Annotated in this window: 22 protein-coding genes and 1 tRNA gene; 10 read left to right on the forward strand and 13 right to left on the reverse strand. The window is 59.5% G+C overall.

Going from position 1 to position 24,688, the window contains the following annotated elements; all coding sequences use genetic code 11:
* The first annotated feature begins 75 nt into the window (after positions 1–75).
* Positions 76–783, forward strand: a complete 708-nt coding sequence (locus tag BM346_RS08680; protein ID WP_092010940.1) for an FKBP-type peptidyl-prolyl cis-trans isomerase — start codon at positions 76–78, stop codon at positions 781–783.
* Positions 784–870: 87 nt separating this feature from the next.
* On the opposite strand, the gene rsd is transcribed toward BM346_RS08680, so the two are convergent.
* Both rsd and BM346_RS08690 read right to left on the reverse strand, forming a co-directional pair.
* Positions 871–1,353, reverse strand: coding sequence for a sigma D regulator (rsd, locus tag BM346_RS08685; protein WP_092010945.1), 483 nt, complete (start codon positions 1,351–1,353; stop codon positions 871–873).
* 135 nt (positions 1,354–1,488) lie between these two features.
* A complete protein-coding gene (locus BM346_RS08690) occupies positions 1,489–1,989 on the reverse strand; it encodes a disulfide bond formation protein B (RefSeq protein ID WP_092010948.1) in 501 nt (166 codons plus the stop codon).
* Between the two features lie 129 nt (positions 1,990–2,118).
* On the opposite strand from BM346_RS08690, the gene BM346_RS08695 reads away from it, so the two are divergent.
* Positions 2,119–2,562: a flagellar basal body-associated FliL family protein gene (locus tag BM346_RS08695; protein ID WP_092013509.1), complete on the forward strand. Its 444-nt coding sequence runs from the start codon at positions 2,119–2,121 to the stop codon at positions 2,560–2,562.
* Between the two features lie 21 nt (positions 2,563–2,583).
* Here BM346_RS08695 and gshA read toward each other — a convergent pair whose 3' ends face one another.
* From gshA to BM346_RS08710, 3 genes are all read right to left on the reverse strand, one after another.
* Positions 2,584–4,137, reverse strand: a complete 1,554-nt coding sequence (gene gshA / locus BM346_RS08700; protein ID WP_092010951.1) for a glutamate--cysteine ligase — start codon at positions 4,135–4,137, stop codon at positions 2,584–2,586.
* A gap of 93 nt (positions 4,138–4,230) precedes the next feature.
* The gene (locus BM346_RS08705) at positions 4,231–6,582 is read right to left on the reverse strand and encodes a Tex family protein (protein ID WP_092010954.1); all 2,352 of its coding nucleotides are present in this window, start codon (positions 6,580–6,582) and stop codon (positions 4,231–4,233) included.
* Between the two features lie 111 nt (positions 6,583–6,693).
* On the reverse strand, positions 6,694–8,427 hold the full coding sequence (locus tag BM346_RS08710) for an EAL domain-containing protein (RefSeq protein ID WP_092010957.1): 1,734 nt from the start codon (positions 8,425–8,427) through the stop codon (positions 6,694–6,696).
* Positions 8,428–8,592: 165 nt separating this feature from the next.
* Between BM346_RS08710 and rep the strand changes: the two genes are divergently transcribed.
* Positions 8,593–10,611: a DNA helicase Rep gene (gene rep, locus BM346_RS08715; protein ID WP_092010960.1), complete on the forward strand. Its 2,019-nt coding sequence runs from the start codon at positions 8,593–8,595 to the stop codon at positions 10,609–10,611.
* Positions 10,612–10,671: 60 nt separating this feature from the next.
* Here the strand turns inward: rep and BM346_RS08720 are convergent, their stop codons facing one another.
* Positions 10,672–11,088 (reverse strand): c-type cytochrome, encoded by a 417-nt coding sequence (locus tag BM346_RS08720; protein WP_092013512.1) that lies wholly within the window; start codon positions 11,086–11,088, stop codon positions 10,672–10,674.
* 133 nt (positions 11,089–11,221) lie between these two features.
* Between BM346_RS08720 and BM346_RS08725 the strand changes: the two genes are divergently transcribed.
* Both BM346_RS08725 and BM346_RS08730 read left to right on the forward strand, forming a co-directional pair.
* On the forward strand, positions 11,222–11,557 hold the full coding sequence (locus tag BM346_RS08725; RefSeq protein ID WP_092010963.1) for a hypothetical protein: 336 nt from the start codon (positions 11,222–11,224) through the stop codon (positions 11,555–11,557).
* Positions 11,558–11,625: 68 nt separating this feature from the next.
* Positions 11,626–12,588, forward strand: coding sequence for a phospholipase A (locus BM346_RS08730; protein WP_092010966.1), 963 nt, complete (start codon positions 11,626–11,628; stop codon positions 12,586–12,588).
* Between the two features lie 61 nt (positions 12,589–12,649).
* Here BM346_RS08730 and BM346_RS08735 read toward each other — a convergent pair whose 3' ends face one another.
* The 3 genes from BM346_RS08735 to BM346_RS08745 form a co-directional block, all read right to left on the reverse strand.
* Positions 12,650–14,005, reverse strand: coding sequence for a phosphohexomutase domain-containing protein (locus BM346_RS08735; RefSeq protein WP_092010969.1), 1,356 nt, complete (start codon positions 14,003–14,005; stop codon positions 12,650–12,652).
* A gap of 190 nt (positions 14,006–14,195) precedes the next feature.
* Positions 14,196–14,672, reverse strand: a complete 477-nt coding sequence (gene bfr, locus BM346_RS08740) for a bacterioferritin (protein ID WP_092010972.1) — start codon at positions 14,670–14,672, stop codon at positions 14,196–14,198.
* A 185-nt stretch (positions 14,673–14,857) separates the two neighbouring features.
* A complete protein-coding gene (locus BM346_RS08745) occupies positions 14,858–15,064 on the reverse strand; it encodes a bacterioferritin-associated ferredoxin (protein ID WP_092010975.1) in 207 nt (68 codons plus the stop codon).
* 150 nt (positions 15,065–15,214) lie between these two features.
* Between BM346_RS08745 and BM346_RS08750 the strand changes: the two genes are divergently transcribed.
* Positions 15,215–15,751 carry a YaeQ family protein gene (locus BM346_RS08750; protein WP_092010978.1) on the forward strand — a complete coding sequence of 179 codons (537 nt, stop codon included), beginning with the start codon at positions 15,215–15,217 and terminating at the stop codon, positions 15,749–15,751.
* A gap of 5 nt (positions 15,752–15,756) precedes the next feature.
* On the opposite strand, the gene BM346_RS08755 is transcribed toward BM346_RS08750, so the two are convergent.
* Entirely contained in the window at positions 15,757–16,266 is a 510-nt protein-coding gene (locus BM346_RS08755) for a DUF2244 domain-containing protein (protein WP_167812614.1), read from the reverse strand.
* Between the two features lie 150 nt (positions 16,267–16,416).
* Between BM346_RS08755 and BM346_RS08760 the strand changes: the two genes are divergently transcribed.
* Positions 16,417–16,493, forward strand: a tRNA-Arg gene (locus BM346_RS08760).
* 156 nt (positions 16,494–16,649) lie between these two features.
* Here the strand turns inward: BM346_RS08760 and BM346_RS08765 are convergent.
* Positions 16,650–17,804 carry a C4-dicarboxylate TRAP transporter substrate-binding protein gene (locus BM346_RS08765; RefSeq protein ID WP_227662919.1) on the reverse strand — a complete coding sequence of 385 codons (1,155 nt, stop codon included), beginning with the start codon at positions 17,802–17,804 and terminating at the stop codon, positions 16,650–16,652.
* A 475-nt stretch (positions 17,805–18,279) separates the two neighbouring features.
* Between BM346_RS08765 and BM346_RS08770 the strand changes: the two genes are divergently transcribed.
* A complete protein-coding gene (locus tag BM346_RS08770) occupies positions 18,280–19,959 on the forward strand; it encodes an ABC transporter permease (RefSeq protein ID WP_227662844.1) in 1,680 nt (559 codons plus the stop codon).
* 6 nt (positions 19,960–19,965) lie between these two features.
* On the opposite strand, the gene BM346_RS08775 is transcribed toward BM346_RS08770, so the two are convergent.
* The gene (locus BM346_RS08775; protein ID WP_092010984.1) at positions 19,966–21,081 is read right to left on the reverse strand and encodes an ABC transporter ATP-binding protein; all 1,116 of its coding nucleotides are present in this window, start codon (positions 21,079–21,081) and stop codon (positions 19,966–19,968) included.
* Between the two features lie 230 nt (positions 21,082–21,311).
* On the opposite strand from BM346_RS08775, the gene BM346_RS08780 reads away from it, so the two are divergent.
* Positions 21,312–22,310, forward strand: coding sequence for a Fe(3+) ABC transporter substrate-binding protein (locus BM346_RS08780; RefSeq protein WP_092013521.1), 999 nt, complete (start codon positions 21,312–21,314; stop codon positions 22,308–22,310).
* Positions 22,311–22,468: 158 nt separating this feature from the next.
* Positions 22,469–22,960, forward strand: coding sequence for a tautomerase family protein (locus BM346_RS08785; RefSeq protein ID WP_227662843.1), 492 nt, complete (start codon positions 22,469–22,471; stop codon positions 22,958–22,960).
* A gap of 111 nt (positions 22,961–23,071) precedes the next feature.
* Here the strand turns inward: BM346_RS08785 and phaZ7 are convergent, their stop codons facing one another.
* On the reverse strand, positions 23,072–24,166 hold the full coding sequence (gene phaZ7, locus BM346_RS08790; protein WP_167812613.1) for an extracellular native short-chain-length polyhydroxyalkanoate depolymerase PhaZ7: 1,095 nt from the start codon (positions 24,164–24,166) through the stop codon (positions 23,072–23,074).
* Positions 24,167–24,688: the final 522 nt, after the last annotated feature.

Genomic DNA, 24,688 nt, shown 5'->3' on the forward strand with positions numbered 1-24,688 from the left:
CGCGACGCAAAGCGGTTACCTTTGCCGTTTGCAGTGTATCCATTGACAAGAAGACACAGGACTACAGGAAATACCATGAAAAAGACTGTTATCGCCCTTTCCGTGGCCGGCATTCTCGGCGGCTGTTCGGCCAACACCCAGACCAGCAGTGAACCCGCTCTGGAGACCAATAACGAGAAGGTCAGCTATGGCATGGGCATCGTTCTTGGCGAGCGCATGAAGAATGACCTGCCGGATCTGCAGATGGACCAGTTTATCGAGGGCTTCCGCCATGGCCACGGCGACGAGGAATCCCGTCGCCTGAGCAATGAGGAGATCCAGTCAGCCATGATGGCTTTCCAGCAGGAGATGCAGGAAAAGCAGCTCGAGGAAATGGAGGAGTCCGCCAGGGCCAACCGGGAAAAGGGTGAAACCTTCCTCGCTGAAAACGCGGAAAGAGAAGAGGTGAAAACCACCGAATCCGGACTCCAGTATGAAGTGCTGGAAGAAGGTGACGGCGAGAAGCCCGGGCCCACCGACCAGGTCACCGTGCACTACACCGGTGAACTGCTCTCAGGGGAAGTTTTCGACAGCTCCCGTGAGCGGGGCGAGCCGGTCACCTTTGGCCTCAACCAGGTCATTCCCGGCTGGACCGAAGGCCTTCAGCTGATGAGTGAGGGCAGCCGCTACAAACTGTATATTCCGTCGGATCTGGCCTATGGCCCGGGTGGCAACAGGGGTATCGGTCCCAACGAAACGCTGATATTCGATGTGGAGCTGCTGGAAGTCAATCCGGAAGAGTGAATTCCTTCCGGGACAGGGCTTCACTGACCAAAAAAGGGGTGACCGCGACGGTCACCCCTTTTTTGTCTGGTTTTTTCGAGTCGCCGATCAGGCCGAGGAAGGCACCTTACCCGCATGGGCGTTGTGCAGATTCTCGATCAGGAAATCCTCGAGTTCGAAACGGGTAGCAAGAACCTCCCCCAACCTGGACAGCTCCGCCATCAGGTCGTCCATTTCCGACACCGGCGGGCGCCTGCCATCAACCCGCTCGTTGAAATCCAGGACCACTTCCGTGGTTTCGCTGATTCGGGGATAGATCCTGCCAGCGAGCTCGATGCCACCGTCATCAAACTCCCGGGCTTCCTGGATCAGCTGTTCGTAAATCTCGAAATGACCGGCGGAGGTATAGTCCATAAGCACCTGGCAGAGACGCTCAAGCTTCTTGCCGAGGTCTTCGGCCGGGATATCACGAGCGGTATCGGAAAGATCACAGTAATGCACCAGCAGCTCCTGACGCTCCTTGAGCCAGCGGTCAATGAGCTGATGCACGCCACCCCAGCGTTCCTTCGCATTTCGGCAGTTTTCTAACATGGTGTCTCCCCGGACAGTCTTGTTGGTTCGTCTGGCAACTCTCTTTCAAGAGATTCAAGTTACCCCAATTCAACTCGGCCGGGCAAGCACATACGTATTGGACACGCTCATGAAAATATGAGAAGAACGTTTTTTCTAGCGACCGGAAGAAGCCCGCCGAAACAGGCCGAAAAGCACCCCAAGACCGCTCAGCAGGATGATCGTAAAGAAAACCGCAGTCCAGCCGGGAATGCTGAGCCCGAGGAAGGTCCAGACCACCCTGGCACAATCGCCAGTGCCCTTCAGGGCCCAGGCCAGCACGTCGATCAGGGGGAAAACCTCAAGCATGTAATCCACCGACGACCCGCAGGCCGGCACCTGATCCGGCGGCAGGCTCTGCAGCCAGAGCTGGCGACCGGCAATGCCCAGGCCAGCGCCCGCGAATAATGCCAGGAAGAAGCCGTAAATACGGCCACCGGTATCCCCGGGGTTGTGGATCAGTGCCAGCAGGGCCACCGCCGCCACCGCCATGAAGGCGTAACGTTGCAGCCAGCACAACGGGCAGGGCTCGAGTTCCATCACGTATTCCATGTAGAACGCCACCGCCAGCAGAACAACCGGCACCAGCAAGGCGAAAAGAAAAACCAGTCTGCGCATTGGACTCAAAACCCTCTGTAAGAGAAAACGGAAGCCTGCCGGGCCATGGATCGGTGGCTGCACCGCAGCCTCTGTCCTGCTATTCTGCCGAACAGATTCCATGAAAACGACGAGCCAAGACAATTCATCATGAAACAAACCACAACGTTCTGGCTGATGCTTGTCCTCACAGCCCTGCTGCCCGTTACCACCCTGGCCCAGGACAATGAGGAGAACACCAGCGAGGAAGAGCCGGGGCCCCGCTTTACCGATTACGTGGAAATGACCCCGGCATTCGTCACCCATGTCGGGCCACCCACCGAGCGGCCCAGTTACCTGAAAACCGACATCAGCCTGCGGGTGGGGACGGAAACCGCCAGAGCCGCTATTGAAACCCACATGCCCCGCCTGCGCCATGAACTGGTTATGCTTTTTGGCGAACAGAGCGACCTTGACGTCCTGGCGTCGCCCATTGGCCAGAAAGACCTTCGGGAGCAGGCACTGGAGCGGATCAACCAGGTCATGGAGGAGCAGCGGACAGGCGAGACGGTGGTGGACGTCCTGTTCACCACCTTCGTGGTTCAGCGTTCCTGACACCGGCGGGAGCCCTTGCCATCAGCTGGCGAGGTAGCTCTCCAGGAATTCCCCGAACGGCACCGTATCCTCCGCCTCCATGGCGGCCTGCTCGTCGAGGGAGGCGCGGCTCATACGCTCGAAATCCGCCCGCATCTGCTCATCGGGCTCCGCTTCCCGGAGCATTTTCTGGTGCTCCAGGGACAGCTCGAGCGTCCACTCACGGTGGCCTTTCCCACTGCTGGTCATGGCATCCAGCACCCTTGCCGACGGCATCAGTGACGGCTCTTCAAGCTTCTGACGCTGCGTTGACAGGGCGACGCGGTAGCGTTGACCACCCTGCCAATGGTCCAGCTGCTCCGCCAGCCACTCCAGCTCGTCCAGCGCGTCCCGGCCGGCATCCATCACCGGTGTGGTCTGGTCACAGCGGGCAAGCTGCAGGTCCGGGTCCCGGCCCCGGTTCACCACGTCCTTGTAGTTGTCGTCGAGCCGCTCGCATTCAGCATCGCCAATGCGGGGGCTGTCCTGAAGGAGACACCCCAGCAGGAACAGGTCCAGGAAGTCCACCTGGGGCGCATTGAGACCCAGGGGCGAGAAGGGGTCCAGGTCGAGGCAGCGTACCTCGATGTACTCCACTCCCCGGCTCTCCAGTGCCTGTATGGGCTTCTCACCACGCTCGGTGGTGCGCTTGGGCCGGACCGCGCTGTAGTACTCGTTCTCGATCTGGAGGATGCTGGTGTTGATCTGGATGTACTCGCCATTGCGACGGGTACCGATCTCCTCGTAGGGCGGCCAGGTGGTGTGGATTGCCCGCTCCAGAGTGTTGGTGTAGGTTTTCAGCTCGTTGAAACAGATGTTCAGTGAGGACTGGGCGTTGTTGTGGTAACCCAGGTCGCCCATCCTCAGGGAGGTGGCCCGCGGACCGTACCAGGTATGGTCGCCGAACCGGGTCAGGTTGTGCTTCACACCCTGGACAAAACTGGCATCCAGCGCGGGTGAGGCCCCGAACAGCATCATCAGCAGCCAGCTGCGGCGGCGGAAGTTACGGATCAGCCAGAAGTACTGGTCCGACTTGAAATCCTTCAGGGGCTGGCCGTTTTCCAGCAGCTGCTGCCACTTTTGCCAGAAACTGTCCGGCAGAGAGAGATTGTAGTGGGCGCCGGCAATGCTCTGCATCATGCGGCCGTAGCGCACCGCAAGGCCCTGACGGTAGACATGCTTGAGCTGTCCGATATTGGAACTGCCGTACTCCGCAATGGGAATGCTGGCATCGCCGTCCAGCTCACAGGGCATGCTCGCCGACCAAAGCACCTCATCCTCCAGGTGCTGGTGCACGAACCAGTGGATGTCCCGCAGGGAGGTCAGCATTTCCTCTGTGGTCCGGCATACCGGCGTGATCAGCTCCAGCAGGGCCTCCGAGTAGTCGGTGGTGATACGCGGATGGGTCAGAGCCGAGCCCAGTGCCTTCGGGTGCGGGGTCTGGGCGATGAAACCATTCCGGTCGACCCGCAACCCTTCCTTCTCGGCTCCCTTAAGAAAGCCGTCCCAGTCACTGGACGTGAGCTGCAGAAACAGCGCCTGGCGCGATGCACCCATGGTTGACTCCTCTGATCACCGGGCAAGCGGCACAGGGGCCGCTACGGACAACTCTAGCATGACAGTGGCGAACCCATGGCCGCCAGCTGCCGGTTAACGCTTATCCTTGCGGGCCGAGGCCAGGGCCTGTGCCAGCGCGCCAGCCATGGCGCCCTGCGGCGGGTTCTGCTGTGACTTGCCGCCCTTGCTGTTACGTGACGGTGGTTCATTCCGACCTCTGGCACCGGCTTTTCTGGTCGTGGCGGTCCGTTCCTGCCCACCGCTTTCCCCGGGGGTGTCGTCCAGGCGCATGGACAGGCCGATACGCTTGCGGGGGATATCCACCTCCATCACCTTCACCTTGACGATGTCACCGGCCTTCACCACTTCCCGCGGATCCTTGACGAAGTCCCGGGACAGCGCCGAGATGTGGACCAGGCCATCCTGGTGAACGCCGATATCCACGAACGCACCAAAATTGGTGACATTGGTTACCGTACCTTCCAGGGTCATGCCGGGCTTGAGGTCACTGAGCGTTTCCACCCCTTCCTGGAAGCTGGCAAAACGGAATTCCGGGCGCGGGTCCCGTCCCGGCTTCTCGAGTTCGGCAATGATATCCCTGATGGTGGGAACGCCGAAGCGCTCGGTAACGTAGTCCTCCGGCTTAAGGGAGCGAAGAAAACTCACATCCCCGATGACGTCGCTGACCTTGCGCCCGTTCTTTCTGGCGATGGCCTCGACCACGCCGTAGGCTTCCGGGTGCACCGCGGAGCGGTCGAGGGGATTGTCGCCCCGGCTGATACGCAGGAAGCCGGCAGCCTGCTCAAAGGTCTTTGGACCAAGACGGGGCACGTCCAGCAGCTGCCGGCGGGTCAGGAAGCCGCCATTACGATTACGGAAATCGATGATGTTTTCGGCGGTGCCGGGGTTGAGACCCGACACCCGCGACAGCAAGGGTGCCGAGGCCGTGTTCAGATCCACACCCACGCCGTTGACACAGTCTTCCACCACGGCGTCCAGGCTGCGGGCCAGCTGCACCTGGGAGACGTCGTGCTGGTACTGCCCTACGCCGATGGACTTGGGTTCGATCTTGACCAGTTCCGCCAGCGGGTCCTGCAGCCGGCGGGCGATGGAGACCGCGCCGCGAATGGTGACGTCCAGATCCGGCAGTTCGCGGGAGGCGAACTCGGAGGCGGAGTAGATGGACGCGCCGGATTCGCTCACCACGATCCGGTTCAGTTTCAGTTCCGGATAACGCTTGCTCAGATCCGCCACCAGCTTCTCGGTTTCCCGGGAGGCGGTTCCGTTGCCGATGGCCACCAGTTCGATACGGTGCTCCCGGCACCATTTCGCCAGCTGCTCTATTGACGGGTCCCACTGGTTCCTGGGAGCGTGGGGGTAGATCGCACCGTAGCCGGCCACCTGGCCAGTGCCATCGATGATGGCCACCTTGACGCCCGTGCGCAGCCCCGGGTCCAGACCCAGAGTGGGCCGGGGCCCGGCCGGCGCCAGTAGCAGCAGGTCCTTGAGGTTATTGGCGAATACCTGGATGGCCTCGGCTTCCGCGGCCTCCCGTATCTGGGCCATCAGATCCGTCTCCAGCTGGGTCGAGAGCTTGACCCGCCAGGTCCATCGCACCACCTCCGCCAGCCAGCGGTCTGCTGGCCGCCCATTGTCCCGGATGTGCCAGTGGGCGGCGATCTTGCCTTCCGCCGGGTGCGGGACGCGCCGGTCATCGCTCTCACCCTCGACGGTAATGGCGTAGGTCAGGACACCTTCATTACGACCCCTGAGAATGGCCAGGGCGCGGTGAGACGGGATCTTCCTCAGGGACTCCTGATGGTCGAAGTAATCCCGGAACTTGGCGCCTTCACTCTCCTTGCCCTCGATAACCGTCACCTTGAGCTGGCCCTCGTTCCAGAGGTATTCCCGCAGCCGCCCCAGCAACTCGGCATCCTCGGCGAATCGCTCCATCAGGATGTTCCGCGCTCCCTCAAGGGTTGCCTTGGTGTCGCTGAAGCCGGCCTCCGGGTTCAGGTAGCCGGCGGCGGCCGCGTCCGGATCCTGGTTCGGATCGTCGTACAGGCTGTCCGCCAGGGGCTCCAGGCCTGCCTCCCGGGCGATCTGGGCCTTGGTGCGGCGCTTGGGTTTGTAGGGAAGGTAGAGGTCTTCGAGGCGGTTCTTGGTGTCCGCCTGCTCAACGGCGGACTTCAGCTCGTCGGTGAGCTTGCCCTGCTCGTCGATGCTGCGCAGGATGGCGTCGCGGCGCTCTTCCAGCTCCCGCAGGTAGCGCAAACGCTCTTCCAGGGTCCGCAACTGGCTGTCGTCCAGGGCACCGGTGACCTCTTTCCGGTAGCGGGCGATAAAGGGCACGGTTGCGCCTTCGTCCAGCAGGGTGATAGTGGCATTGACCTGCTGCTCGCGGACACCAAGTTCTTCGGCAATACGACCGGGGATACTGATCATGCTGTGTTACCTGAAACGGAGAACCGCACCGGTCTGGCGGCGCGGGACCTTTGACTGTATGTGAACCAGGGAGCCTCTGACCGGGCCCTGAAGCGCAAAAGGTACAGGGCCTTACTCCGGCAGGCAAGCGAGGCGGTTGCGGTCGTGCAAAAAGGTCACCAGATCGTCCCATGGCATGGGGCGGGCGTAATAATAACCCTGGACCTCGTCACAGTGCTGGTCCCGCAGGAAGTCCAGCTGGCCTTCGGTCTCCACGCCTTCTGCAACAACGCTCATCTGGAGGCTGTGGGCGAGGCTGATGATGGCGCGGATGATGTGCTCCGAATCGCCGCTCTCTCCGAGTGCCTGGACAAAGGACTTGTCGATCTTGACCAGTGAAATGGGCAGGTGCTGCAGGTTGGTCAGGGAGGAATAGCCGGTACCGAAGTCATCCAGGGCAAAGCTGATACCCAGCTGACTCAGCTCCCTCAGGCAGCGCTGTGCGTAATCCGGGTCGTGCATCATGGCGCTTTCGGTGAGCTCCAGCTCCAGCAGGCTGGTATCGACGTTGGCGTTGAAAATGATGCGAAAGATGGTCTCGGTCATCTTGCGGTCGTGGAACTGGCGGAAGGACAGGTTGACGGCGACCACCAGCCCCGGAAAACCCGCATCGGCCGCCTGCCGCAGGCGCTCACAGGCCTGCTCTATCACCCAGTAGCCAATGGGTACAATCAGGCCGCTGCGCTCTGCCGCGGGGATGAAATCGTCCGGCATGACCAGCCCCCGGGTGGGGTGATTCCAGCGGATCAGGCTCTCCACGCCCCGCACCTCACCGGTGATGAGATCAACCCGGGGCTGATAGTACAGTTCCAGCTCGCCGGCCCGCAGCGCGTTGCGAAGGTCCGCCTCCAGCTGCAGCTGGTGTCCCGCGGAAATGTGCAGCTGACGATTGTAGAAGCGGTAGGACGTGCCGGTATCCCGCTTGGCCTCGAACATGGCCCGGTTGGCCCGCCGCAACAGGGTTTCGGGGGTGTCACCGGCCTCCGGGAAGGTGGCGACGCCCAGGCTTGCGGTAATACCCACCAGATTGCCGGACACGTTCACCGGATCACTCAGCCCCGCGACCAGCTTGCGGATGATCTGTGACAGGTCCAGGGAGTCATCCACGTTCTCCGCAATCACCGCCAGCTCATCACCACCGATGCGCATCAGGGAATCCACGCGGCGCATGGTGTGTCGCAGGCGTTCGGCCAGCTTCAGCACCAGTTCATCCCCCTGGCTGTAACCGAGGGATTCGTTGACGGTGCGAAAATCGTCCAGGTTGATGTGGATAAGGGCGAGGCGGTGGTCACCCCTTTCAGCCCGCAGAATGGCCTGCTGGAGGCGATCGAAGAACAGGTTCCGGTTGATGAAACCACTGGCAACCTCGCGGCCAAGCTGGCCGCCGGCGGAATCCTCCAGTTGCTGACGGAACCAGACACAGCGCACCGCCCGGGCAAGTGCCCAGCGATCGATCTTGCCCTTGCAGAGGTAATCGGAGGAGCCGGAACCGAGCAGGTCCTCATCCATTTCGGCCTCGGAATCGGCACCGAGGGCAATCACCGGCTTCTCGTTGCCGGCCACCGACAGGTATTGAAGGAAGCCGATGTTGGAGCCGGCATGGAAGCTGCAATCCCAGATCAGGACATCGAAATGGGCATTTTCCAGGAGATCGCCGAGATCGTCGGGGTCCGGGCACCAGGTCAGCTCCGGGACAAAATCGGCATGGCCACGGAGGAGTTCACCGTACCAAAGGAAATCCATGTATTCCCCGGTCAGGACCAGGAGACGCAAGTTATGGGACTGCATGGGGGCTCTGAGATTCATGTTGCCAGGACATTCCCTGTCCCGGGGACGGCACTATCCCGGAACTCCGACCGCTTGTTACATGTCTTCACGTTCAACCTACAAGATAGCTTAAAGCCACAGAAGATACAGAAAAACCGCTGAGGTAGAATAGTGCCTCGTGCGAAATCAACCATCAGGTGAACTGTGTCACAACTTAACCCCCGTCAGCGGGAAGCTGTCCACTACATCGACGGCCCCTTGCTAGTGCTGGCCGGGGCCGGCAGCGGCAAGACCAGCGTTATCACCCGCAAGATCGCCTACCTGATCGAGCAGGCTGGTATCCCGGGGCGACATATTGCCGCAGTCACCTTCACCAACAAGGCCGCCCGTGAAATGAAGGAACGGGTAGGCAAACTGATCGACCGGAAGCTGACCCGGGGTCTCACGGTCTCCACCTTCCACAACCTGGGCATGCACATCATCCGCGAAGAGCTTGCCCACCTGGGATACCATCCCGGCTTCTCCATTTTCGACGCGGAGGATGCCAAGGCCCTGCTGCAGGACCTGATGCTGCGGGAGGCGAGTGCCGATGCCGGCGATGAGCTTGCGGACATCCAGGCCACCATATCCAGCTGGAAGAACGACATGAAAGGCCCGCAGGAGGCCTGGAGCAGGGCCGCCGACGAGCGTGAGCAACGCATCGCCCTGGTCTACAGGCGATACCAGGAATACCTCAAGGCCTATAACGCGGTGGACTTCGACGACCTGATCCTGCTGCCCGTACAGTTGTTCCGCACGGTACCGGAGGCCCTGACCAAATGGCGCCGCAAGATCCGCTACATGCTGGTGGATGAATACCAGGACACCAACCTGTGCCAGTACGAGCTGGTGAAACTGCTGGTGGCGGAGCGTGCGGCGTTCACCGTGGTCGGCGACGACGACCAGTCCATCTACGCCTGGCGGGGCGCCCGGCCGGAAAACCTGGCCCAGCTCAAGGAGGACTTCCCCAGCCTGAAGATCGTCAAACTGGAGCAGAACTACCGCTCCACCGCCCGCATCCTGCGCTGTGCCAACCAGGTTATTGCCAATAATCCCCATGTGTTCGAAAAGGCGCTGTGGAGCGACCACACCATCGGCGAGGAATTGCGCATCCTGCGATGCCGCAATGAGGACGCGGAGGTGCACCGGGTTGCCTCGGAGATTATTGACCAGAAGCTGAAGAAAGGCCTGCAGTTCCGGGACTTCGCCGTGCTTTACCGGGGCAACCACCAGGCCCGGCTACTGGAAATGAAGCTGCAGGCGTTCCAGATCCCCTACCGGATCTCCGGCGGCCAGTCGTTCTTTTCGAAAAATGAAATCCGCGACGCCATGGCCTATCTGAGGCTGTTGATCAATCCGGACGACAACTCCGCGTTCCTGCGGGTGGTCAATGTGCCGAGGCGGGAAATCGGCCCCCGTACCCTGGAGCAGCTGAGCCATTATGCCCGCTCCCGGGACGTCAGTCTTTACCGGGCGCTGGACGACATGGGCGTCGAGACCCACGTCACCGAAAAGGGCCTGGACCGCCTGCGCCGTTTCCGCCACTGGGTGGAGAACACCTGTCGCCGACTTCACGAGGAAGACCCGGTACCGGTACTCAAGCAGCTGTTCACCGACATCGAATACGAGGAATGGCTGCACCAGCACGCAAGCAGCCCGAAGCAGGCGGAACGACGGATGGAGAACATATGGTACCTGACCGAATCGATCCAGCGGATGCTCGATGACGACAAGGGCACCGCCAACGAGACCGGCATCGAGGACGCCATCAGCCGACTGATCCTGCGCGACCTCATGGAGCAGCAGGAAGAGGAGGACGACAGCGACAAGGTCCAGTTACTGACCCTGCATGCCTCCAAAGGCCTGGAGTTTCCCCATGTGTTCGTCATGGGGCTGGAGGAGGAGATCCTGCCTCATCGCTCCAGTATCGAGGAAGGCAGCATCGAGGAGGAGCGCCGGCTGATGTACGTGGGCATCACCCGCGCCAGGGAAACCCTGACCCTGACTTTTGCGGCGCAGCGCCGCCAGTATGGTGAAAAAATGGAAACCATCCCCAGCCGCTTCCTGGATGAACTTCCTGAAGAGGACGTTCGCTGGGAAGGCATGGGGGATCTGGACCGGGAAGCCAATCAGGAGAAAGGAAAAGCCACCCTCAGCGCGCTGCTGGGTGACCTGGGGGTCTGAGTCCGCAGACGGTCCGGAAAGCAGATGGCCGACCCCGATCGGGGCCGGCCGAAGACAGTATTACTGGACTTCGTCCACCATGTACTGGACGGCGGCCTCGATCTCCTCATCGGAGCAGGAGCCGCAGCCGCCTTTTGCCGGCATGGCATTGAAGCCATTGATCGCATGGCTGATCAGGGTCTCCATGCCCTTGTCGATTCGCGGTGACCAGGCGTCCTGATCACCCGTCACAGGGGCACCGGCCACACCGTTGGCGTGACATGCCTGGCAGGCCGCGGCATAAACCTCGTCTCCCGCGCGAGGACCATCACTGCCGGCAGTTGCCGCGGAAGGTGCTGCGCTGCCGCAGTCTTCACCCTGCAGGCAGACGTCGCCAACGGGCGAGATACGCTCGCGAATCTGATCTTCAACGCTTGCCATGACGACGCCGGCCGTCAGACCACATGCAACCAGAACGGCCGCCAGCACTTTTACTATCTTCACAATGCACCTCGCATCAGGACACTATAATTGTATGTGGGCGCATTATAGCGGGTGGAGCCGGGCAAAAAAACCAACAAACCGCTAAGATAGGCCGGGACTGGCCCACGACCGCCCGCAAGAGGACCCCATGACCGGCAGACCCTCCGACAATCAACACCCGTGGCGACGCCCGCTGCTGACCGCCGAATTCACCGCCCTGGCGGTTCTTGTGGGCTCGATGCTTCTGTTCAGCTCATGGGGTTCGGCCGAGACACCCATCCATCCCGGCTGGCTGCTGATCCCCGCCGCCGCGAGCCTGGTGGTGTTTCTGTCCTTCCTCGGGCTGATGTATCTGCGCTGGGTTGCGGCGGCGGGACCGGGACGTCAGACCCGCCAGCAGTGGCTGTTCTACCTGCTGGCGCTGACCCTTCTCGGGGTCTGGGCCTTTGCCATAGTCCAGACCTGGAACAGCCTGCCGGTGTAATCCGCCGTTCACCCCGCCGTCACCCGGAGGCAGGCATAATTCGCCAGGACTTCACACAAGGACCCGCCATGAGATCACGGATACTGAACACCTTCTTCCTCACCCTGCTCGTTCTCAATGGAACCGCCCTGGCTCAGGACCAGGACCAGCAGAAAGAGACCTCTGAACTGGCCAGGGATCTGGAAGATGAGTCGAACAGGGAGGTTCCGGAAAGCCGGGCGATGGAGCAGGAACTCGATGAGTACGAAGCACGGGAACGGCTGATGGGCCGGCTGATCGGTGGCTTTGTACCCTACCGGCCCACCTACATCCTGCCCTATACCTACGTGGACGACCCCAACCAGAATCCCAACAGTCCGCGGGTGGGCGAGGCCAGCTATGACTCCAGCCTCTTCAACGAAGAGGCCAAATACCAGATCAGCTTCCGCGTCCCCCTCCTGAGCGGGATCCTCGACGACCGGACTACCCTATGGTTCGGCTATACCCAGAAGTCGTTCTGGCAGGTTTACAACACTGACGATTCCGCCCCCTTCCGGGAAACCAACTACGAGCCGGAAATCTTCCTGCGACACCGCCTCGGCTGGGACATCGGCCCTGGTGAGCTGAACGCCGTGACCGCCGGCTTCAGCCACCAGTCCAACGGCCAGTCCGAGCCCCGTTCCCGGAGCTGGAACAGAATCAAGGGCAGCGTCTCCTACACCTACGATCGCTGGCTGTTCATCGTCTCCCCCTGGTACCGCGTACCGGAGGACGGGGGCGAGGACGACAACCCGGATATTGATGATTACCTGGGGTATGCCGACTACCTGGCCGTCTACAAGTGGGACGACAACCACGTGCTGTCCACACGCCTGATGAACAACCTCAGGTCCGACAACAGGACCTCGGTGGAGATCGGCTACAGCTTTCCCATTGGTCAGACCCTGAAGGGCTTCGTCCAGTACTACAACGGTTATGGCGAAAGCCTGATCGACTACAACGAGCGAATCCACCGGCTCGGCATCGGCATCATGCTGAACGACTGGCTCTGATCCAGGCGGAGACAGCAAAGGGGTGGCCGAGGCCACCCCTTTTTTATGGGTCGATCACCCGTTAGCTGTTGTTGAGCCGCTCCATCACCGCGAGGAGTTCCTCGGTTTTGGTCTCCATCAGGGGTTTGTCGGCCCGGGACTCCACGTTGAGACGAACCACCGGTTCAGTGTTGGACATCCTCAGGTTGAAGCGCCAGGTCTCGAACTCCACGCTCAGACCATCGATGTGATTGACCGCTACCGCATCCGGGCCGTAAGCCTCCTCGATGGCCTGGATCACCTTCGGCGGATTGTCGATGGTCCGGTTGATCTCGCCACTGGCCGGGTAGGCCTCGATACGGGCGTCAATGAGGGAGGAAAGTGACTGGCCGGACTGGGACAGCCGCTCAGCCACCAGCAGCCAAGGGATCATGCCACTGTCGCAATAGGCGAAGTCGCGGAAATAGTGGTGGGCGCTCATCTCGCCACCGTATACGGCATCCTCGTCCCGCATACGCTGCTTGATGAATGCGTGGCCGGTCTTGCTCTCCACCGGTTCGCCACCGGCCGCCCTGACCAGGTCAAGAGTGTTCCAGGTCAGCCGCGGGTCGTGAATCACCTTGCCGCCCCCTGTCTTGCGCAGGAACTGGTCCGCCAGCAGACCGACAATGTAGTAACCCTCGATGAAGCGGCCGGTTTCATCGAAGAAAAAACAGCGGTCGAAGTCTCCGTCCCATGCAATCCCCATGGCGGCCTGATGGTTCAGCACCGTTTCTGCGGTAATCGCACGGTTCTCCGGCAGAATGGGATTGGGAACACCGTGGGGAAAGTTGCCGTCCGGTTCGTGATGAAGCTTGATAAATTCAAACGGCAGGTGCTGCTCAAGGGCATCCACCACCAGGCCCGCGCCGCCATTACCCGCGTTGACCACGATCTTCATGGGTTTGAGAGAAGTGGCGTCGACGTAGCCCAGCAGGTGGTCAATGTAGGCGTCCATGACGTCAAGGGTCTCGTAACGACCCTGTTGCGGGGCATTGGCGAACGGCTCGGGCACCCGGTCGCGGATATCGTTCAGACCGTTGTCGGAGCTGATGGGGCGGGACTCGGAAGCCACCATCTTCATACCGTTGTGATCTTTCGGGTTATGGCTGGCCGTTACCATGATGCCGCCATCCATCCTGTAGTGGCTGGTGGCGAAATAGACATGCTCGGTGCCACAGAGACCAATATCGAACACATCCGCGCCGGCCGCCATCAGGCCAGAACTCAGGGCATCGGCGATGTCAGGACTGGAGAGGCGGATGTCGTAGCCGACAATCACCTTGCGGGCGCCGGTCACCTCGACATAGGCACGACCAATCCGTTCCGCCAGGGCGGGATTGAGCTGATCGGGAACGCGACCGCGCAGGTCATAGGCTTTGAAGCAGGACAGGTCCATGGCAATGAGTTCTCCCAGTTGATCCGCGGTTCTTACGTGATTCCTTAGGCAACAAACGGGCCCATTCTAGCGGCAAGGAGATGACAACGGCAGGAAACTTTTGAAAAATGAAGAAAAAGAAACCCGGCTTTAAGTACCGGGTTTCTTGCGCTCACAGATGGAGCCAGGGGCCCCGCACCGTGGCGGTGCGTCAGTCGGCGGAGCCTGACTGGAGCTGGATGTAATTCTGGATGCCCATCTGGCTGATCATCTCGAGCTGGGTTTCCAGGAAGTCGATGTGCTCTTCCTCACTCTCCAGAATACGGCGGAAGAGTTCCCGGGAGGCGTAGTCCTGAACCTGGTCGCAGTAGGCGATTGCCTCCTTGTAGTCAGTGTGCCCGGCTCTCTCCAGCTGAAGATCGCATTGCAGCATCTCTTCGACGTTCTCACCAATCAGAAGCTTGTTCAGATCCTGAAGATTGGGCAGGCCTTCAAGGAAGAGGATGCGTTCGATCAACTGGTCCGCATGCTTCATTTCATCGATGGACTCTTCGTATTCCTTGTCCGCCAGCTTGGTAATACCCCAGTCCTTGTACATGCGGGCATGCAGGAAATACTGGTTGATCGCTGTCAGTTCATTGCCCAGCGCCTTGTTGAGGTACTGAATAACCTTCTTGTCACCTTTCACGGCCGTGGCCTCCTCTTATCGTTCTAGGATGTCTGTTATTCGAATCGTCGGAATTTCCAGACAATCGCGGCTGCAAAATCTGCAGTATCCGGATAAGGATAGACCTAAAGGCGGCGATAAAAAATCGCGTAAGAGAATGGTTTACGTTTGACAGGAATCATTGACCCGCTCGGTGGCGGGCCACGTCAGGCGGGCTGGGCGAGCATATTGGCCAGCGACAGGTAATCGGCGGAGCGGCTTTCACGGAGGATCTCCCGGGCGGTGCAGGCACAGCGGCCACACTGACGGCCAACGCCCAGCTCCTTGCCGAGCTGGCGCATGGAGGAAACGCCGTTTTCGGCCGCTTCACGGATTTCCCGGTCCGTGACACCGGTGCAGAGGCAGACGTACATAGGAAGAATCTCTCCACCCGATCAAAGATAGTGATAATTATTGTCATTCGCAGACGTTATTGCAAGTCGTTTGGGAAAATTTCCACAAATCGTTACACAAAATTTCCGCTACACTATTGCGCTTGACCCCCAGCGAGCACCGGAACCCCCATGGCCCTGAAATCCACCGTATGCAAGGCAACCCTCAACATTGCCGACATGGACCGCCACTACTATGCGGACCATCACCTCACCGTAGCCAGGCATCCCTCGGAAACCGATGAGCGGATGATGGTGCGGGTGCTGGCTTTTGCCCTCAATGCCTCCGAGCACCTGGAATTCACTGCGGGCCTGAGCGCCGATGATGAGCCGGATGTCTGGGAGAAAACCCTCACTGGCGACGTGGCTCACTGGATCGAGGTGGGGCTGCCGGAAGAAGACCGGATCCGCAAGGCCTGCAATCGCGCAGACCGGGTGACCATCTATGGCTACGGCGGACGCGGCCTTCCGGTCTGGTGGGACAAGCTGGGCAATAAACTGCAGCGGCACGACAACCTGGCGGTTATCCGCCTGGACCAGTCACAGACCAGTGACCTTGCCGAGATGGCGGACCGCTCCATGAGCCTTCAGGTAAACATTGAGGACCAGGTGGTCACCATCAGTAATGACAGCGGCGTGGTGATGCTGCATCCGGAGAAGCTGCTGTAGCCGGATCAGAACCAAAGCCCTGCGGCGGCCTGGGTGCGGCGGGTAACGGGAAGACCCTGGCTCTGTAGCAGGGTCATCAGCTCACGGGAGTCCCTGGCGTTGAGAAAATCCGCCAACGGAATCTCCTCGTCCAGGCTGCGCAGCCACATCCGCTCGGGCGCGAAGGGATGGGGCTTGGGCTCCAGGTAGACCCGCACCGACTGCCGGGGCAGTTCCCATTCCTGCTCCCTGCACTGGTGTCCCTTCTCCACCCTGACCACCCGCGGCCCGAAAGTGATCACCTCCCGGCGACAGCATTTACGGGCGGTATACCAGAGCCCGGCCCCCACAGCCGCCAGCTCCAGCCCCGCAAATGGCACCACCAGCCAGGCCCCGGCAAGAACCATGAACACCACCACCAGGGAGGTCACCGCCACCAGTCCAAGCCATACCCGCACCAGCGCCGGCCAGCTGATGGACCGGTTCGGCGTGAGGCTGTATCGCATGCCATCCTTGTCGGGTAAGCGCTCGATCATGGGAAGCCGCCCTGCGGGAGTCATCGTACTTGTCATCCCTCAAGTATACGCAAAGAACCGCAATTGGTTTGCGGAAAGGGGCTGGACAGAAAACCTCGGCACACGTAAGATTGCGCACTCGAAATTGACGCATCACGCGCCGTTTCAAATCCGCCCGTAGCTCAGCTGGATAGAGCGCTGCCCTCCGGAGGCAGAGGTCAGAGGTTCGAATCCTCTCGGGCGGGCCATATTTTACAAAAAAGCCCACGTTCATCGTGGGCTTTTTTGTGGAACTCTGGTTTGTCAGAGGGCAGGTGCAAAACCTCCATTCGACCCTCCGCCTGCACCGGCCCCCCAGGATTTAGCCCAATCGCTCCCGAATAATGTCAACAGCACATTGCTTCTTACACCCCGTGCTCAAGCACGTTCACTTTGGAATACACTTCATTCCAATAGAGGTCGCCAAGCGCTTCAGTGCTGTCAATGTCCTGCACAAGGTGAACCCACTTTTCCAACAGCTCACGGAATTGCGCCAGCATCTCCTCACCGCGAGTAATGCCGTGCCGGGTTGCGTAATACCCGATATTCCTGCGTAGGTCCTTTTCAACAAACTCCCGGGTCGCTTGCAGAACTTCCGGAGATGCCTGGTGAATCCGGATGCCCGCCTCGCGGGCACGGTCAAGAGTCTGCCCCACCCGAATAACGGATTCGTAGGGAAGCGCTGCCGCATAGTAGGCGCCGGCTTTGAGCAGGGCCCGGCGCTGATCCGGGGTCAGTGACTGCCAGACGTCCTGGTTGGTACTGGCGGTGCTGGCACCGGCGTACACTCCGCCGGGAATATCTGTTGTGATATCCGTAACCACATCGGTCATGCCAAGGTTGATCAGCTCCGGCAGTGCCGACGCTGTGCAGTCGACCACACCCTGGTCAAGTGCTTCCGTCAGCTCCCCGATGGTCATGGAGACGGATGTGCCGCCGAGCTCATGAATCCACCGGGACCAGTGTGCGCCGGCCACCCGCAGGCGAAGCCCGTCCATGTGAGCCAATTCGGTTACTTCCTGGGTGCACAGCAGGGAGTAGCGGGCACTGGCTGAATTACCGGTATAGACCTGGTTCTGATCCGCATATTCCTGGTTGCATTCCGGACAATGCTCGAAGATGAACTCGGACATGGCCCCTTCAAACGCGAGCGCTCCGCGCCCGTTATCCACCAGGTCCGGATCAAACAACTGAAGCTGCATCGAGCTTTCGTTGACCATGTTGGTGTGGGGGTACAGTGAAGGAAAATAGACGGTCAGGACCTGACCGCTATCAGCCAGCCCGTCACGAATGCCATCCGACATTTCCGATCCGCTCAGCAATGTCAGGGGATACACCTTGATTGCCAGCTCCCCGCCCGAGAATGCCTCCACATCGGCCGCATACTGTTTGGCTGCCTCATGAGGCAGGGTGCCCGAAGGATAGGCGTGGGCATGGCTCAGTGTTCTCTGGGCATAGCTGTAGGGGATGGCAGCGATGGATGCTGCCAGGACAGAACTTGCGATCATGCCCAGTTTCATCTTGCTCAATGTCGTCTCCGTACCGGGACTTTCCGCAGGTGATGGTCGTTATCTGTCTGTGTTTGCTGGTCACGTCATCGCTTTCAGCAATCGCTTGTCGGATCTTGGATGTCAAAACCGGATCATTACATCGCGTAGTGTCACCCATAGTTTCTCAATTCTCCAGAGATCCTCAGCAGGCACCAAAGATAACTGGTAACCCAGTGGCTCTCCGGTTTTCTTGACAGATTCGAGCAAGACTCTGGGTCGACCCGCTCGATGTTCATAAGTGTCGTCTTCGACAGACCACACAGTCGAGCGTTGCCCGCTAGCCTGAGACCGACAAAGCGCTGACGTACCTCACGCAACGCAGCCCTGACCATGAACCACTTTAGTCAGGGATACATTATGATTGCCCCGCTTTCTTCCCTATAATGCCTCCCTCACCCGGTTCCAGTGAGCTTTGACCATCCACTCGGCCCGCCAGGAGGGCGCCTTGTCCGACATACAGACAACCCGCCCTTCCAGACGCCATCGTGTCCGCTGGCCGAACGCCTGGGCGTCAAGTACCTTTGTGGTCGCCATGCTGGTGGCAACGCCCGTTCTCGTCATCCTGGCTCATGTGTTTTTCCCTTCGGGGGACGTCTGGCAGCACCTGGCCAGCACGGTGCTGCCACGCTATCTGACCAATACCGTGGTGCTGAGCCTGACGGTTGCCCTGGGCACCACTGTAATCGGCACTGCCTGCGCCTGGCTGGTGGTGATGTGCCGATTCCCCGGTCGCCGCCTGTTCGAGTGGGCGCTTCTGCTGCCACTGGCGGTCCCCACCTACGTGATTGCCTACGCCTACACCGACTTTCTGCAATTTGCCGGGCCCCTGCAGAGCACCCTGCGCGGATGGTTTGGCTGGGAATACGGTGACTACTATTTTCCCGAGATCCGGTCCCTGGGCGGCGCCTGTCTACTCATCACCATGGTGCTCTACCCCTATGTGTATCTGCTTGCACGGGCGTCCTTTCTGGAGCAGTCGGTCAGTGCCCTTGATGTGAGCCGCACCCTGGGACTGGGGCCCTGGCGGATGTTCAGGCGGGTGGCACTGCCCCTGGCCCGGCCTGCCATTATTGGCGGGGTTTCCCTGGTACTGATGGAGACGCTCAACGAGTTCGGCGCGGTCCAGTTTTTTGGCGTTGACACCTTTACCACCGGCATCTACCGGACCTGGTTCGGGCTGGGGGAACAGGTCGCCGCTGCCCAGCTGGCGGCATGCCTGCTGGTGTTTGTTATGGTGATTGTGCTGTTGGAGCGGGCGTCACGGGGCGGTAAACGATACCATGCCCCGGTCCGCTACCAGGCCCTGCCGGAATACCGCCTGAGCCCCGGGCAGGCGGCCCTGGCCTTTGCGGTCTGTTTCTCCCCGGTCCTGATCGGGTTCGTGGTTCCTGCCGTGATACTGCTGGAAATGGCGATTACCACTGGGGACACCCTGCTGGGCACGCGCTTCCTGCCGTTCGCCGGCAACAGCCTGATTCTGGCGTCGGTCACCGCGCTTGTTGCCGTTACCCTCTCAGTACTTCTCAGTTACGGCGCCCGGCTGAGCGAAAGCCGCTGGGTCCGGGGTGCAAACCGGGTGGCGGCAATGGGGTATGCCATTCCCGGCTCCGTGATTGCCGTGGGAATCTTGATCCCCCTGACCTGGCTGGACCAGAAGCTGAACCTCTTTCTTCGCGACAACTACGGATTCATGATCGGACTGATATTCAGCGGTAGCGCGTTCGTGCTGGTTTACGCCTACACGGTCCGTTTTCTTGCGGTGTCTTTCAATACCGTCGAGGCCAGCCTCGGCAAAGTCACGCCTTCGATGGACGCGGCCGCCCGGACACTGGGGCAGACTGCGGCTGGAACCCTTCGCAAAGTACACACACCCATCATGCGCAGCAGCCTTCTGGCGGCGGGAATTCTGGTGTTTGTGGACGTAATGAAGGAGTTGCCCGCCACAATCATCCTCAGGCCGTTCAATTTCGACACCCTGGCGGTGCGTGCATACAGCCTGGCGTCTGATGAACGGCTGGCCGAGTCTGCACTGTCTTCCCTGTCCATCGTTGCGGTTGGCGTGATTCCGGTCATTCTACTCAGCCTGGCAATGCGCCATGGCCGGCCGGGTAGCAAGAAGGGCTGAAACCTGTCACTGCCTGAACATGAAGACCTTTGACATGTCCAGGCTCAGCGATACAGGCTGCCCTTCCGGTGGCAGAAACACACCTGGTACCCGGGCGTGCAGATGCATCTCCTGGCCTTCGGCACCGTGGGCACAGATATGCAACAGACTGCTGGAGCCCAGGAGCTTCGACATCACCACATGGCTGGCCTCCTGGTTCTGGCCGTCATCGGGCAGTGCGCTGACCCTGACGGCTTCCGGGCGAATCATCACGGTCACTTCACTGCCCTCGGGAAACCCGTGGGCCTGAAGATGCCCGACAGGCGTCAGAACGGAACCATTGCGAACCGGACCGGTACACACGTTGACCCGGCCAAAAAAATTCACAACAAACGGGTCTGCCGGATTGCAATAGAGCTCCGCCGGAGCCCCCGTCTGAACCACCTGACCCTCACGCATCAGGGCGATGCGATCGGCCATGAACATGGCCTCTTCGGGATCATGGGTTACCAGTAACGTCGCCGTTCCCATCTCTTTGAGCACATGCAGAGTGTCATCGCGGATCTGGTCCCGCAGTCGCGCGTCCAGGCTCGAGAATGGCTCATCAAGCAACATCACGCGGGGGGCCGGGGCCAGTGCCCGGGCCAGTGCAACCCTCTGCTGCTGGCCACCGGAGAGCGTATGGGGATAGGCCTTGGCAAGCCCCGCCATGCCGAGGCGATCCAGGAGGTGCATCGCCCGGGACTTGCGCTCGTGTTTCGGTAACGCCTGTAAACCGAAAGAGACATTCTCAAGTATGGTCAGATGGGGGAACAGCGCGGACTCCTGAAACGCGAGACCCACATTGCGCTGCTCGGGCGGGCGATGAACGTGACCAGGTGCCGCCACCAGATCGCCACCCAGAAATACGCTGCCTTCAGAGGGTGCCTGAAGGCCGGCCGCAACGCGCAACAGCGTGGTTTTACCGCAACCAGAGGGACCCAACAGGCAGACAACTTCACCGGCATTGATATGCAGACTGACGTCGGAAACCGCTTTGTGCTGGCCGAAGCGGCAGTGCACATGGTCAAGGGTCAGCACCGGCCTGGCCAGCTTCTCATCAAGCGGCAGGCTGCCAACAGACGTTCGTTGATAAGCGCTCATAGGATCGATCCAGCTTTATTCACAGATAGCCCAGCGTACTGGATTTTAAATCCGGTTGCTCCCCAATTTGAATTGATTTTCTGATTGATATTGATTCCGGTTCATTGACTTTTCAGGCAGGTTTCGATTTACTGACGCTCAAACGGAAATGGTTATCAATAACCCTGTTTAAAACACCTATGGGCAGACTTCAGGAGATTAATGCTGTGCTATCCCTCAAAGTAAAATTCATGACAGTTGCGCTGGCTGCAACTACGGCGGCAGCCAACGTGTCCGCGAGTGAAGTCAATCTGTATTCCGCTCGCCACTACGATTCCGACCAGGTCATCTACGATGCATTTACCGAGGCAACCGGCATCAAGGTCAACCTGATCGAGGGCAAGTCCGATGCCCTGATCGAGCGCATCAAGCGCGAGGGCGTCGCCAGCCCCGCTGATGTCCTGATAACGGTGGATGCCGGCAACCTGTGGCGGGCCGATCAGGAGGGCGTGTTTCAGGCGGTGGACTCCGGGGTGCTCAAGGACCGTCTGCCAGATCAACTGAGGCATCCGGACGGTCACTGGTTTGGCTTCAGCCAGCGTCTCCGGGTTATTTACTACAACCGCGAGGATTTTGACCCATCCCAGATCAGCACCTACGAAGATCTTGCGAAGCCCAAATTCGACGGTGAAATCTGCATCCGCTCCTCCACCAACATCTATAACCAGTCGCTGCTGGCCAGCCTGGTTGAGCACCATGGTGCGGAAGAAGCAGAAGAATGGGCCAAGGGTGTTGTCAACAACATGGCCAGGGATCCCCAGGGCGGCGATACCGATCAGATCCGTGCCGTTGCCGCGGGTGAATGCAATCTGGCGGTAGGTAACCACTATTACTATGCCCGTCTGCTCAACTCGGACGACGTGGCCGATCGCGAAGTCGCCCGTAAAGTCGGTATCATCTTCCCTAACCAGTCCGGACGCGGGGTTCACGCGAATATCGGCGGAGCAGGCGTGGTTGCGACGGCACCCAATCGTGAAAACGCCGTCCGCTTCCTTGAGTTTCTCGCCTCGCCCACGGCACAGGAGGTTTTCGCTGGAAGCAATCACGAGTACCCGGCCGTAGAGGGTGTACTTGCGAACCCGGTTCTGGACTCCTGGGGTAACCTGAACATCGATGACGTCAATGTCAGCGTACTTGGTGAGAACAACCCCGAAGCGGTGCGGATTTTTGACCGGGCCGGATGGCGCTGATACCGCCGCGACACAATTAACAGGAAAACCTTCGGAACGGGATGTTCCAACACAAGAGGCTGGTACTGCGTTCGCGGTGCCAGCTTTTTTTATGGTGCGCAGCTTACGGCCCTTCCCGGACCAAAGCCCTATTCAAAACCCCAGTGGCGTGACCGACAATGCTACCTGGCAGCCTTGAACAGCAAAATGACAAAGGAGGCTTTATGCCAACCTATAAAGTCACGACCGCTAACCTGGCACTCTCGCAGAAACAGAAATCACAAATCGCGAGTGCGATAACAACAGCCCATCATTCCCAAACAGGCGCACCCGGATTTCTTGCCCAGGTTTTCTTCTCTTCAACCGATGGCGGCGATCACTTTATCGGTGGTTCCGTGAACGTCAAATCCCATATTTTCGTTTCCGGCCTGATCCGACAGGGGCGCAGCGCGGATATCAAGCAGAAGCTGATGGACACTATTCTCAGGCAGGTAAGCCTGATTGCCGGTATATCCGTGGAGGACATATGGATTTACCTCCAGGAGATCCCTTCCGTCCAGATGATCGAGTTCGGGCGTTTTCTGCCCGCCCCGGGGGAGGAGGAGGAATGGAAACGGGGACTTTCTCCAGAGAAGCAGGCTGACCTGGCAAATGCCAACGTTTTTCTGTAAGTCCCTGGATTATTGGCATCGAAGTAACCCTGGGGTACCCCATCGGGGCGAGAAGATACCAGCCAAAAAGGGGAGCACCATTATGCTCCCCCTGTTCGCTGGTTGAACGGTTTAATAGTTATAGGCCGGGCCGTAGGCACCCGAATAATTGTCGGCACAACTGCTGCTGCAGGTCGTGGAAAGCATCCGATGGATGATGGCTCCGGTATTTGAGCGAGAGTGAAAGTGACCAACGCCATCGATGTCGCCGCCATCCTTGACGGTCAGCATTCCGTCAGCCCAGTCCCAGTCGTACTGGGTGGCGTAACTGCCGGTGCCAACATCCACCTGGGCAATGACGTTGCTATCGCTGTTGAAGTCGGGGCCATATCCACAGTAGTCCCAGCCGGTTGTGGTGGAGCAATGTATCTGGTCATGCCAGCCGGCACTGATCGTGTAGAACCGGATGCCTGAATGAACTCCGGGCATGTTGCGCATGGAGCGACGGGTACCAGTGCCTGTCCAGTCATTGTTGACGTACACACCGCCGTACCATCCTTCCTTGAAGAAGCCGAACACGTACTTGTCGTAGGCGTTTTGACTGCCGCAGGTCTTGGCGTATGGGTTTGCATATCCGGTGTAATAGCAGGAGTGCAGGCCGCGAAGACCGCCGGCGATATTTACGAAGCGGCGAATATCGCCGTGGGTGCCATAGTATTCAAGAGCGGCCAAGGTCTGAGACACGCCCATGGAGTGGGATACAATATCAACTTTGCTCGCACCGGTGTAGGCCTTCACTTCCTTGATAAACTTGGCAATGATGTAATATTTGGATGACTGATGGTAGTTATCCGGCGCCCCGTCAGATCCCTGCTCGCTGCTGTGGAGCCAGGTCACACCGAAAAGCTCGCTGTCATTGTAGCCGGCGGCTTTAAAATGGTCGTACACGGAATGCGGAGCCTTGCTGTAGCCGGGAACCTGGAATGTGGGACTGTCCCAGCCCAGCGCACTGTCGGCATTACCGTGAATAAAGACGACCGGCACCTTGGAGGCGGTATTGTTGTCACCGCCAAAGCCACCATAGCCGACAGTGGGGCTGAACCCGCCGCCGAACTGGAATGCCTCCCCGGAACAGAACTTGCCATCGAAACTGCCGCAGTTAAGCGCGAATGCCGTTTGTGCGGTTAATGCAAACAGCAATACCGCGATCAAGGATAGAAATTTCATTGTCACGAATCTCCAGTTGTTTTTGTTATGCGAGATATTGGGGGTGAAGCACCCCCGCCCGAGAGATCCGTCTGCCCGCGCTCTGTGAGCATTCCTTGTTGAATTTCCCCTTCCCTGCATTCGGCCACTTCGTAGCCCTGCCGGAACTTATCTTCCCTTAAGCGTTCTCGTATCCGCGTGCTGGCTCTCTATTGCTTCCGGCACTATCGTTTTACTTGAGTCTAGATCAATCCGACCGCAAACGTTAACAACCTAGTCAAAGGTCTCATCGCCATGTCCACGGCATCGCTTCGGAAGATCATTGCTACTCCGCCACCACTTCATAAACCTGTGCGAAAAGCGACAGAATGCCGCTGTTACTCTCGCGCCAGACGCGTAATGCATCTTCGAGGATCGGGGGAATCAGAGAAGTATCGATAGAGTCAGATCATTCGACCAATATCGTCTGGATGATTCTGTCCGCGGAGGAAGCCCTAGCGTGCAGCAGCCGCATTCGGAGTGTCATATTTGAAGAATACTTTG

Origin of the sequence: Marinobacter daqiaonensis (assembly GCF_900115285.1) — a bacterium.
GTDB lineage: Bacteria > Pseudomonadota > Gammaproteobacteria > Pseudomonadales > Oleiphilaceae > Marinobacter > Marinobacter daqiaonensis.